Here is a 10808-nt window from a genome sequence, read left to right as displayed (position 1 = left end):
TTCCAGAGAGACTACGGAGTCTCAATTTAGTTGACCTTTTCAGGTCGCACTACCTTGGTTATCTTGGGTAACACGACGAACTGCTATTACCTTTGCACTATAGGACTTGGTAAGTAATTTTTGGAGTCGGCGAACTAACTTGACATTTCCACAACGAGACGCTCGATAAATCCGCTTTTGTAGCTTGAAAACGCGACGCTCTAGCTTACGCCAGTTAATCTCATTCCATTTATACATCGGGTTTGACTCCGTGTTCATAACATATTCACTACTACTGATAGCTTTATCTTCCGTATCACCGTGAGTCCGTCTGCATATCCCTACTATTACAGTAGGGCGTTGGCTTCTGACTCAATCTCTCCAGACCCATTACCTGACTTGCGCCAGATATTTCGTCTTAGCTGACTGCTCAAGGTATCGACCTACCAAAAGAGTAATCGGGCTGGTTACTTCGTTCCTCATATCCTTTGTTTTGTCCTTTTAGGATGTCATCTTTTTACCGAGCTTTTGGGTAATGCTTGGTGAACCATATCGAACATTTTCACCACCCTAGCCTTGACCTTTTGGTCGCAGCGCAACCTAACTTCGCTACTTCCAGTTGACGATAATTCAAGCAATGACTTCACATACACGATTAACCATGAGGACTTGCTGACGATTGACCTTATTAGGTTTCGGTCGCTGTTTTCGCTTTTATTCCCGCTTCAAGGATTGATGGCTAGTCGCTACCTTGGGGAATATGCTTTCACTCCCGCATCTGGAGGGTAAGACTTCTGGTTTCTAGGGTACTTCCAGTCACTTACAAGGATATGAAGTTGTCATCTGCTAAGGATTTAAGTGCTAACTCAACCTTATGGTTACTTAGCAGATGCCAGTCATCCCCCTATTTCTAGGTTTCAACTGAACGAATCGCACTCAATAAACTGACTACTCCCAGCATCAGGGGATATGTGCAGATACCTCTCAGTAGTAGTCACACTGGCATGACCCAAACTCTGCTGCAACAACCTTAAATTACATCCAGCTTCTAAACTATGACTAGCATGAGAATGTCTTAACCAGTGGGCAGATGCCCTCTCGTCAATTCCCGATCGCTTACAAGCCCTCTTAATCATTGTATGCACTACCGAGCGATTCATCTTATTGTGATTGCGTGAAATGAAGACATACTGATTGACTCGATGGTATTTCTCAAACTCCTTAACTCTCACCCACAGCCAATCGGGAATTATCACCACTCTAGTTTTACTACCCTTACCAAATACCGTTACTTTCCCGCCGTCGCCGTGTTTCTTAAAATCATTCCAAGTTAAACCAACCACTTCAGACACTCTCAACCCACAGCCATACATGAGGAGTAACATCAGGCGATCGCGATCGTTCTTGACCCCATACTTAATCAATCCTTGCACCTGGGATACATCTAAAATCCGATCGGCTAGATTCTCCTTGGCTTTGGGAGTTTTCAAGAAGCTGCCCACATTCAAAGTTAAATAGCCCGTCTGCACCGCAAAGCTAAACAGAGACTTGATTACTAAAACGCTGGTGGCATTAGTAACTTTGTTTTGAATAGTCATTAATACGGAAGTATTGGAAAAGATATAACAATATAGGTGCCATAATATCATTATTAATTGACCCTAAATCTTATAAAAGTTTTAGAGCTTGAGTCGTCTTTAATGATTCTTAAATACTACTATCTTTCTTTTTCACTTTTGGCATCTTGTTAGCTAATTAAGTACGTTCCTACTGAATTTTAATGCGTAGCCCCTGGATTTGTTTCTAAGGGAAGTCTCTAGATGTCCAGTCGGGAGGCTTCCTTTTCAATTGTATTATCTCATTTAGTACTGCTGATATGGTAATTCTCGATCCAAATCGCACCCAGATGTAATTAATTAAGCCAGGGTAGAAGAACTTATTTACTACTCACTGGCAATGAAGCGACTGTTAAACAGTTCTAGTTTACTAATTGGTTTGATTTTGGTCTTTATCGGTATCCTTGATAATCGCGAAACTATTAATAACGGTATTGAAAAGGCACTTTCAAGGGTCTTTTTTAAAGATAATTATGCAGACCTTTGGCAAGTCAAACCAGGCAGTATCTATGATGGGGATACTCTGCGAGTCGTTAGAGGCAATGAAGAATTGAAGATTAGAATCTGTGGCATTGATGCCCCCGAACTAAAACAACCATTGGGTATTGAATCTAGAGATTATCTGCGATCGCTTATCGCTCAAGGCAACGGTACAATTCACGTTTTACCGATTGAGACAGATAGATATGATCGCACTGTAGCCGAGTTATGGATACCAATTAAACCCGATTATGAGGCGCAGATTCATCTCAATACAGCAATGGTAGAGGCTGGTTACGCTTATCACTATCAACAGTATTCAGATAGCTGTGTGAGTGCTGAGAATTTAGGCTGGGCAGAAAAGATTGCTCGTGATGAGAAGTTAGGTGTTTGGAACGGTAATCATCAAAAGCCTTGGAAGTGGCGTTCGGCTAAGAAATATACTAATTAGGCGACTGTTTAGCACTGATTTCTATACTCTTTTTATCCATTTAAAGCTAGCAGCTATTGATACACCTTGTGAGCTAATTTTATATTCTAAAATTGCTCCATTTTGATAATATCTTCTAACAGTATCTTTATTAAGATATTCCTCATAAAAATTATAGTTTGTTTCGTACCCATTCCAACTAAATGTTGATTGAGCATGAGCTTTTTGGGTTAAAGAAAATTCTTCAATAGCATTTTGGACAGAATCATTAATATCGTTGAATACATCTCCAATTCTTGGTTGTGGATCAAGTTGTATCTTTTGATTATCTATTGTACCCACTACTCTAATAGCCAAGGGATTACTAAAATCCAGCTTGTGTATCCTGTATAAAGAAATACCATTAGGTGTTGAATCTTTAGGATAAGTAGCCAAGTAAATATTGTTTAATCTTACGCTGTTGTCGGTAGTGTTAAATTCTTCATTATTTAACTTAAAAGCTCTAATGGAAAATATTTCTTTTAATTCAATACCAGTTTTTTCAGATTGTTTATGTTTACCTAATGAATAAACAAAACTTGTATATGAACTTAATATACCAATAGAAATAAGACCAACTCTTAGATATTGTTTAATATTAAATGTGCTTTTCATATCAATACCTCCAAATTTTATTTGATGGTTATAATCATATTGGTCAATACAACCATATAGAGTTTTTTATGCACAGATAACTCATGCCTCAAGCAAGTCGTTGAAATATTAAAGTCACCATAAAGACAACTGACCTTCACTAACTGGACTGTATCTACTGCGATGTAAATCTAGATGACACGCTGCACAAACAGACATTAAATTAGTTAACCGATTATCGCTCGTGTCATGGTTGCGATGATGTACCTGTAAAATATCTGCTGTCCATTCCGAACGGGTTAAACCTTTTGGTATTTCTCCAGGCTTATAACATCTCTTCTCGCAGCATTCACAACGCCACAGAGCAGCTTCTTTTACTTTCAATGCTAGGCTATTCCAATTATCGGGATAGAGACTAGTATCTATAGGCATTTTAAATATGGCGATCGCTCTTTTGATTTCATCTTATCGTAGTGTGGCGTACCGAAGGAAAGCGCAGCTTATCGCTTTTCTTTAATTAGTTGATTTAACTAATTAGTTTGGGAAATCTAGAGATATATAAACTCATACATTTAAGAACATGAGATTGATACTCAGATTAATTGGTTTAGCATTGCTATTAGTCGGAATCTACTTTTTAGGACAAAACATTTACTTTTCAACTAATCTATATCCCTATTGGTGGCGAGGTGTAGCTGCTGATGCTTCGATTTTGTCTCTGACTGTCGGAGTTTTATTGTTTTTTATCCTACCCCGCAGTAATAAAGATTTAAGCATCTTCGCGATCGCTCTCGGTATTTTGTTGGTTTTTGCTAGTAGTAGAGCTATTTTGAATCCTACTAGCTTATGGCAATTTGTTGTATCTTTAGCTAGTTTTGTTGGTGGCTATCAATTATTTACTACTGGTCGTTTGAATATTTAAGTTTAAGATTTTTGCAGATTGAGCGATCGCTTTTATGCTGTTTTGACCAAACTTTTGGGATTCAAGCCCCAGCAATTCTCATTTTGAAGAGAAAAAAGAAAAAATGGACACAGAAATACTCTCTCAACTCAAAAAAATAGGTTGAAATCATCACAAAAATGAAATTTTAAACATAAAAATTAAGCATCACCTCCTGAAATTATTTTGGAGATTTAACTAGAATTAGTCTTGGGCTTGTCTGAATCATCATCGAGCATAAAATTTAATAAATCAGACCAAGTTTCAAACCAAAAATATTTTAATAAGGCTCTAAGATCGTTAAAAAAGCTACGACGACTTCCGTTAAGTTGACGAAGTCGTTGATAAGTAGAATTAGCTAACTTTAAAACTGAATGAAATAAAAAAGCCAACAAATTTAAGCTCAATAAAATCTCACATAAATTATTTTGACCGTGACCAAAATTATGTTCTAAGTTGTAACCATGATTTTTTAAAACATTATTACTTTCATTTTCAATTTTCCATCTACTTCTACCAGCTTTGATAATCTTTTCCACATTGCGATCGTTAATTTGATGATTGGTAATAAAACTATTTTTATAAGTAATCTCTTCTGTTTTTTGATTAATAATTGGGCTCTTGCACGCTTTTGGTGATTCCTAGAGTTACAATGAGGACAATTAATTTTTTTAGATGAAAAATATTCTGTTCCGTCTAATGCGATTAATATTTCTGACTCTAAATAAAAAAATTTAGAGAGTATGTTTTGATTCTTTAACCATTGATATATTTTTTGGTATACTGGATAAATTGTGGCAGCAGGAACTGGGTCTAATAAATTGCGTATTTGATTATCGCTGGGAATTTTTTTGACCTTAAATAAACTGTCAGCATTATTTTTATACTTCATTTTTGACCTCATTTTGATAATAAGTTGAAACTATACCGATAACGAATAAAGTTGGGCTAAGATTATTAACCCAACCTACAAACTAATTTAATAATTGTCTAATCAATTAAAGTTCATCTGCTTCTGTTGCTTGTATCTTCTTAACTGATTTAACTACCCTATTACTACCAGTTAAATTATTGGTAACCTGTGCCACGTTAATTCCTGTAGTTTGTTGTAACTGTTCCATAAAAGAAGCAATTTGAGTTGCTTTGCTGCCATCTTTACCATCAATTACAGTAAGACTTTCTACTTCCACATCGGGTACTCCCGCTGCCATCATTTTCATCAAGGTTTCTAACTTTTGGAATAAGAAAATATCTTTCGCATTTGCCCCTGCTGCTTTCCAAGATTCTGCCAAACGTTGCGTACCTTCGGCTTGAGCTTTACCATCCTCAATGATAGTCGCAGCATCCCCTTTGGCTTTGGCGATCGCTTTTTTACATTCCGCTTCGGCGGGCGCAATTATATCTGCCTGTAGTTGTTGTTTTACTTGTTTAATACGTTCGTTTTGTACTCCCAGTTCCGCTTCGGCTTTGGCTACTTTTGCCACAACTTCGGCTTCGGCTTCGGCTACCAGGGCATCTCTTTTAGTCACTGCATCCCGTATTCTTTGTTCGGCTTCCACCTTGGCGATTTCGAGATCGCGACTAATTTGGCGGAGAGAAGTGGCTTTTTTATTGGCAGAGTCTTTAATCGTTGATTCTGCTTTGGCTGTGGCTTCAGCTATGCGGGCATCTCGTAATAGTTCGGCTTGCTGTTGTCGCCCAATAGAGTCGAGATAATGTACTTCATCGGAGATATTTTGAATTTGCAGGTTATCTAATACTAAACCTAGTTTTTCCAAGTCGTCTTCAGCTTCATCTAATAAACTTTTGGCAAAAGCGATCTTGTCTTCATTTACTTGTTCTGGGGTGAGGCTGGCTAGTACTCCTCGCAGGTTTCCTTCAAGGGTTTGCTTGGCTAGCATTTCGATTTGTTGACGATTTTTACCCAATAGCCTTTCGATCGCATTGTGAATTGTCGGTTCTTCCCCTGCTATTTTAATATTAGCGACTCCTTCCACGGTTAAAGGTATACCGCCTTTACTATAAGCATTAGATACCTTCAATTCGATAATCATGTTAGTCAGATCCATGCGGAAAGCTTGTTCCAACATGGGAGTTCTAATACTGCTTCCGCCTTTAACCAACCGATAGCCGACTTCTTTGCCGTCATGGGTGCGTGTTTTTGTACCTGCAAAAATTAAAATCTCACTGGGTTGACAAATATAATAATAGTTTTTGATGGTAAGCCATCCTGCACCCATTCCTAAACCACCAAGCCCTAATAAACCGATAATAAACTCCATTGTTCTGCTTCCTACTTATTACTTATTACTTTTCGAGTTATTTGCTTTTCGAGTTATTTGCATTGAGAGTACCAATTACATCAATACCCAGAGTGTCATTAACGCTGTTGAGGAATTGCGCCACAATTTCGGGATAGACATTAACCAGGCTGGCAAGGGATTTACCGTCGCCGTTATCAATTACATTTACTTTACCTAGTTTGAGTCTTTCGGGAATAGCTACAGCTTCCTCTAAGACGGTTTCTAGCTGTTGAATTAAAAACAATTCTTTGGCATCTTCTCCTGTAGACTGCCATACTTCCCCTAGCATTTCGTTAACGAGGGCTGCTGCTTCGGCATTCTCTTTTAAAGTTGCGGCTTCTCCTTTTGCCAACAAACCTTTTGCCACTCGATCTGCTTCGGCGGGTAATACCTGCTCTGCTTCTAGACGCAATCTTTCTAACTGCGCCCGAACTGCTTGTAACTGCTGCTGTGCCTTAGCTTCCGCCTCCAAAGCTGCTGCGGTAGTGCGTTCTTCTTCCGATCGCGCTTTTTGTTCTAATTCAGCGGTAATTTTTCGCAATTCATTTTCTTGATCTTGGATAATAATGCGATCTTGGGTAATGGCTACCGCAGTCTCTTCTTCGCACTTAGCTTCGATTTGTTCGGCTTCGGTGAGGGCATTAGATTCGGCAATTTCCGCGTTTTTAATTACCAAAGCAATTTGTCTGCGCCCCAAGGAATTCAGATAATCAACATCATCAGAAATCGTCTGAATTTTGAGAATATCTAACTGTAAGCCTAGCTTTTTAAGATCTCGACTGACATCATTAGCAATACGTTGGGAAAACTCCAGACGGTTTTCGTTTAGTTGTTCGGGAGTTAAGGTTGCCACTACCCCCCGTAAATTACCCTCTAGGGTTTCTCTAGCCACCCGCACGATCTCTTTACGATCTTGATCTAGAAAACGTTCGATCGCATTCCCTACTACTTGGGGATTACTGGATATTTTAACATTGGCGATCGCCTGAATATCTAATGGCGTACCACCTTTGGCATAGGCGTTAGTTACCTTGACGGGTACGGGCATAGTGGTAACGTCGATACGTTTGATGGTTTCTAAGATCGGGATGCGAATCCCTCTACCTCCTGTCAGCACGCGATAGCCTAACTCTTGCCCGCTTTTGGTTTTGCGTTTTCTTCCCGAAAGTATTACTACCTCATTGGGTTTGCAGACACACAAAAAGGAATTGAGAAACCAGATTAACATTATGGTGGCAAATATGCCTAAGGATACGGGGAGGAATGTAAATAAAAGACTATCAGCATTGCTATCTTGTTTTACTTGGGGAAGTTGTGCAACTATAGTTTCTTGCACTTCCAGATTATCGATCTTGTTTTGTATTTCCATAATTATTTTTTTAATGTATTCAGTTAATTGATTCATATTGCTATGGGTTAACAACCGTTCGCCCCTAAGATTCGTGTCGTGTTACCCAGACTTTGTTATTTTGCATTTGAATAATTAAAATCCGATCGCCTACTTGGAATTCCTGTTTATCGTCGGTTAGGGCGATTAAATCTACCATTGAACCCCTGACATCAACTCGTACTTTGCCTTTGCTATTCTCATCAAAAGGAAGTTCGACAATACCACAAAGCCCGACTAAATCCTCTGGTTTCATTAAACTATCGATGACTTCCCGCCGTCGCCAAAAATAAATAAACCAAACAATTAATGCCCCAAGAAAAACACCAATGGCGATCGATATTCCTGCAATAGTTAAAATTAAATAGTTCATTGGCTGTAATGCTTTTAATGGTTAGTTAGCTTGTTGTAACTTCCGATCTTAGATGTATCAATCAAGAGGTTATGGATTTTGCAAGCATTTTTTAATTCCCAGAGTTTTTCCTGCTCGCTTTCTTCCTATAGTAATCTCACTTTTTTTTATTTAACAACCAATATTTGTTTTATTTATGTAACTAAATATATTTTTGAGATTTATATGTTACTTGGAAATTTACGTGGTTTTAAATATTGGCTTAATTAAAGAGATCCTATTAATTAAATTCTTCGACTAATTCCATGCAAAGTTGATTAATTCGATCCAAGTCAACTTTATAGGGCAACACGGATTTCTCGTAACTTTCATCTAATTGCGTAAATAATTTTTCTGCTTCTGCCAAAACAGCATCATAACTAACATTACCCAAGCGAATATTAAGTAACTCTTCGGCATCAATTCCCCGACGATCTACGTTTATTTTGCCTGTAGTTAAGATTTCATTGCCCATTCTAACTAATCTAATACAGTGGGCTGCGTGCTTTGAATCGAAGCCACATTTAGCTTCTAACTCTGCTCGTTTAGGATTGCGGTTTTTCAGCCAAGATTGATAGCTTTTCCAATAGTATAAGTCCTTGCGATATTCTTGGGTGCGACGCAGAATATCCATGTAGCGATCGCTTGCTTGGGTTAGATTTTGGATATAGGGATAAAATTCGTGGGGTAATTGATTGTTATTGATTACTCCTTTAAAATCAATACGATCGCTAATTAAGTCATATAATTCTTGTTGTTCTTCGACATATTCAATGCGATCTTTAATTAACATCCATAAGAAAGTAATAAATGCTTTTTCTTCGGATTTATCAAAGGCTGATTTGTTGGTGAGTTCGTAATCTTCGGCGACGGGTTTTTTAGTAGGAGGATTTAATAACCATTTACGATGGCTTTTAATCTTACGGATTTGAGCGTAGGCATAACCCGAATAGCTATATTTGATTTTTTTGCTTAAAAATAGCTCGCGGTGATCGATTAATTTTTGTCCGATAGGATCGACATATTCATAAAATTCAGGAGATTCAAATAGCAATTCTAAAATATTGGGATTAGCATCTTTGGCTAATTTTAAATACTTTCTTATTTCGTAATAAACTAAATCCTTAACGCCATTCAAAATAGGAAAGCGATCAGAATCTTCATCCCATCCCCGATCTTTTTGCTCGATAACTTTAAAACCCAAATAATATTCTTTGGGAGCAATAAAAATTCCTTTATAGTCTAGATCTGAGGCATCAGTATTGATACCATAACTGTGACTGCCTACTTTTGTGAGCAAGATCGCTCTTGCTTCAACTGGGTTTCTATCCATCTTATTTTGCCATAAAATTGCAGCTTTGAACTACAGGTTAACAACATATCTACTAGAAAAAAATAGCAAATTAACCTTACTATACCCGCATTTCTCACAAAAAGGGCGATCGCTAAAAAGCACTTGTTGAAAGATATTTTAGCCATTGCTATCTTTGATTTTCTCTCTTCGTTTTTGATATACATGGCTTTCAGCAATTTTGGTGTGGCACACCAATTTCACACCAATTTTTGAAAGAGATTTTATAAAAGCTTATTTATAGTCTTATGTATTTCAGGAAAAATATAAATTTACCCGATACTTACAACTAAAGCAAAGCCTTTATAGGAGATATTTACACCTATTTTCAATGTTTTGTTGTAAATGGTCGGGTTTTATTGTTATACTGACAAAGTGCCAGATTAAGCACGTTCGGGCGATTAGCTCAGTGGTAGAGCGCCTGCCTTACAAGCAGGACGTCACTGGTTCAAATCCAGTATCGCCCATCCAACGCTACCTCTAGCTTTCAGAGATTTCTGGTACTCTTGAAAATGGTGTACTTTTTAATAGTAGTACCGAATGAGTACCAATTGCTAGAGTCTAATTTAAATGCTAGAGCTAGCGTTGCAAGTTAAAGGTCTTGATAGATTAACCCTTTCTCGATTTCCCAAATAGTTGAGTGGGAGACACCAAGTAATTTCCCAACTTCTCTAAGGGACAGACCTTGTTTTCGGTACTCAAAAACTTTCAGTACCATTTTTTTAGACAATTTAGTTTTTTGCAGTCCAGTTCTAAATGCATGGATTACGTTACTACGTCTTGTACAGTATTCCAAATTGACAAGGGTATTATCAGTCTTACAACCATTGATATGGTTTACTTCGGGCAGATTGCCAGGATTTAGTAGAAACGCTTGAGCCACGAGTCTATGTATCGATACTCTCTTCTTTCTACCCTCTAACCAAAAACCCACTGTAAGATATCCTCTATTTGTCTTGTAGGGTTTAAGTATCTTCCTAGTCTTTTTACTCTTGACTCTTCCTAAATTGCTTATCAGGTAGTTAGGAAATTCTTCTATGGTTTGCCAATACTCTGGCGCGTGTCTTAATACTAAATTTTCGTCCATACGTAGCTTATTTCTTTGTGCTTCAATTATATTTCATGAAAACTTCAACGTAAAGACAAGAAAAAAAGCATTTGGGGGGTTTGAAGTTAGTTTTTTCTCCTATTAGACTTCCATACCATCACTGATTGTTTCATCGTCTTTCTTGACTAAAACTAGATCCCACCTTCCGCACGTCAAAATGTATTATTTAGAGTTTCATAAAATCAGTCAT

The 10808-nt window shown here is 37.7% G+C and carries 10 protein-coding genes, 1 tRNA gene and 2 pseudogenes; 3 read left to right on the top strand and 10 right to left on the bottom strand.

Annotation, left to right across the window (positions count from 1 at the left end):
• Window positions 1-42: 42 nt before the first annotated feature.
• Together I4641_RS22240 and I4641_RS22235 are read right to left on the bottom strand one after the other, a co-directional pair.
• Window positions 43-258: pseudogene (locus I4641_RS22240) on the bottom strand (reverse transcriptase N-terminal domain-containing protein); the annotation flags it as partial.
• A 638-nt stretch (window positions 259-896) separates the two neighbouring features.
• A complete protein-coding gene (locus tag I4641_RS22235; protein WP_229642777.1) occupies window positions 897-1577 on the bottom strand; it encodes a tyrosine-type recombinase/integrase in 681 nt (226 codons plus the stop codon).
• 358 nt (window positions 1578-1935) lie between these two features.
• Between I4641_RS22235 and I4641_RS22230 the strand changes: the two genes are divergently transcribed.
• Window positions 1936-2526, top strand: coding sequence for a thermonuclease family protein (locus tag I4641_RS22230; protein ID WP_229642776.1), 591 nt, complete (start codon window positions 1936-1938; stop codon window positions 2524-2526).
• 21 nt (window positions 2527-2547) lie between these two features.
• Here the strand turns inward: I4641_RS22230 and I4641_RS22225 are convergent, their stop codons facing one another.
• Together I4641_RS22225 and I4641_RS22220 are read right to left on the bottom strand one after the other, a co-directional pair.
• Entirely contained in the window at window positions 2548-3159 is a 612-nt protein-coding gene (locus I4641_RS22225) for a hypothetical protein (protein ID WP_229642775.1), read from the bottom strand.
• Between the two features lie 114 nt (window positions 3160-3273).
• The gene (locus I4641_RS22220; protein WP_229642774.1) at window positions 3274-3570 is read right to left on the bottom strand and encodes an HNH endonuclease; all 297 of its coding nucleotides are present in this window, start codon (window positions 3568-3570) and stop codon (window positions 3274-3276) included.
• 148 nt (window positions 3571-3718) lie between these two features.
• Between I4641_RS22220 and I4641_RS22215 the strand changes: the two genes are divergently transcribed.
• Window positions 3719-4060 carry a hypothetical protein gene (locus tag I4641_RS22215; protein WP_229642773.1) on the top strand — a complete coding sequence of 114 codons (342 nt, stop codon included), beginning with the start codon at window positions 3719-3721 and terminating at the stop codon, window positions 4058-4060.
• A gap of 212 nt (window positions 4061-4272) precedes the next feature.
• Here I4641_RS22215 and I4641_RS22210 read toward each other — a convergent pair.
• The 5 genes and pseudogenes from I4641_RS22210 to I4641_RS22190 form a co-directional block, all read right to left on the bottom strand.
• Window positions 4273-4985 (bottom strand): annotated as a pseudogene (locus I4641_RS22210) (hypothetical protein); the annotation flags it as partial.
• Between the two features lie 91 nt (window positions 4986-5076).
• On the bottom strand, window positions 5077-6360 hold the full coding sequence (locus I4641_RS22205) for a flotillin family protein (protein WP_229642772.1): 1284 nt from the start codon (window positions 6358-6360) through the stop codon (window positions 5077-5079).
• Window positions 6361-6397: 37 nt separating this feature from the next.
• Window positions 6398-7750 carry a flotillin family protein gene (locus I4641_RS22200; RefSeq protein WP_229642771.1) on the bottom strand — a complete coding sequence of 451 codons (1353 nt, stop codon included), beginning with the start codon at window positions 7748-7750 and terminating at the stop codon, window positions 6398-6400.
• Between the two features lie 64 nt (window positions 7751-7814).
• Window positions 7815-8141, bottom strand: a complete 327-nt coding sequence (locus I4641_RS22195; RefSeq protein WP_229642770.1) for an NfeD family protein — start codon at window positions 8139-8141, stop codon at window positions 7815-7817.
• 259 nt (window positions 8142-8400) lie between these two features.
• Window positions 8401-9492, bottom strand: coding sequence for a nucleotidyltransferase domain-containing protein (locus I4641_RS22190; RefSeq protein ID WP_229642769.1), 1092 nt, complete (start codon window positions 9490-9492; stop codon window positions 8401-8403).
• A 413-nt stretch (window positions 9493-9905) separates the two neighbouring features.
• Between I4641_RS22190 and I4641_RS22185 the strand changes: the two genes are divergently transcribed.
• Window positions 9906-9977, top strand: a tRNA-Val gene (locus I4641_RS22185).
• A gap of 125 nt (window positions 9978-10102) precedes the next feature.
• On the opposite strand, the gene I4641_RS24355 is transcribed toward I4641_RS22185, so the two are convergent.
• Complete coding sequence (locus tag I4641_RS24355; protein WP_369426867.1) at window positions 10103-10597, bottom strand: NUMOD4 domain-containing protein; 495 nt, start codon at window positions 10595-10597, stop codon at window positions 10103-10105.
• Window positions 10598-10808: the final 211 nt, after the last annotated feature.

The organism is Waterburya agarophytonicola KI4, from assembly GCF_020640915.1.
Taxonomy (GTDB): domain Bacteria; phylum Cyanobacteriota; class Cyanobacteriia; order Cyanobacteriales; family Xenococcaceae; genus Waterburya; species Waterburya agarophytonicola.
Note: the sequence above shows the minus strand (reverse complement) of the source record. Positions and strands in the feature narration are given on the sequence as shown.

Bases quoted from the DNA above. Each gene is read 5' to 3' on its own strand.
- I4641_RS22235 (WP_229642777.1), bottom strand. From the start codon at position 1,577: ATGACTATTCAAAACAAAGTTACTAATGCCACCAGCGTTTTAGTAATC.
- I4641_RS22230 (WP_229642776.1), top strand. From the start codon at position 1,936: ATGAAGCGACTGTTAAACAGTTCTAGTTTACTAATTGGTTTGATTTTG.
- I4641_RS22225 (WP_229642775.1), bottom strand. From the start codon at position 3,159: ATGAAAAGCACATTTAATATTAAACAATATCTAAGAGTTGGTCTTATT.
- I4641_RS22220 (WP_229642774.1), bottom strand. From the start codon at position 3,570: ATGCCTATAGATACTAGTCTCTATCCCGATAATTGGAATAGCCTAGCA.
- I4641_RS22215 (WP_229642773.1), top strand. From the start codon at position 3,719: ATGAGATTGATACTCAGATTAATTGGTTTAGCATTGCTATTAGTCGGA.
- I4641_RS22205 (WP_229642772.1), bottom strand. From the start codon at position 6,360: ATGGAGTTTATTATCGGTTTATTAGGGCTTGGTGGTTTAGGAATGGGT.
- I4641_RS22200 (WP_229642771.1), bottom strand. From the start codon at position 7,750: ATGGAAATACAAAACAAGATCGATAATCTGGAAGTGCAAGAAACTATA.
- I4641_RS22195 (WP_229642770.1), bottom strand. From the start codon at position 8,141: ATGAACTATTTAATTTTAACTATTGCAGGAATATCGATCGCCATTGGT.
- I4641_RS22190 (WP_229642769.1), bottom strand. From the start codon at position 9,492: ATGGATAGAAACCCAGTTGAAGCAAGAGCGATCTTGCTCACAAAAGTA.
- I4641_RS24355 (WP_369426867.1), bottom strand. From the start codon at position 10,597: ATGGACGAAAATTTAGTATTAAGACACGCGCCAGAGTATTGGCAAACC.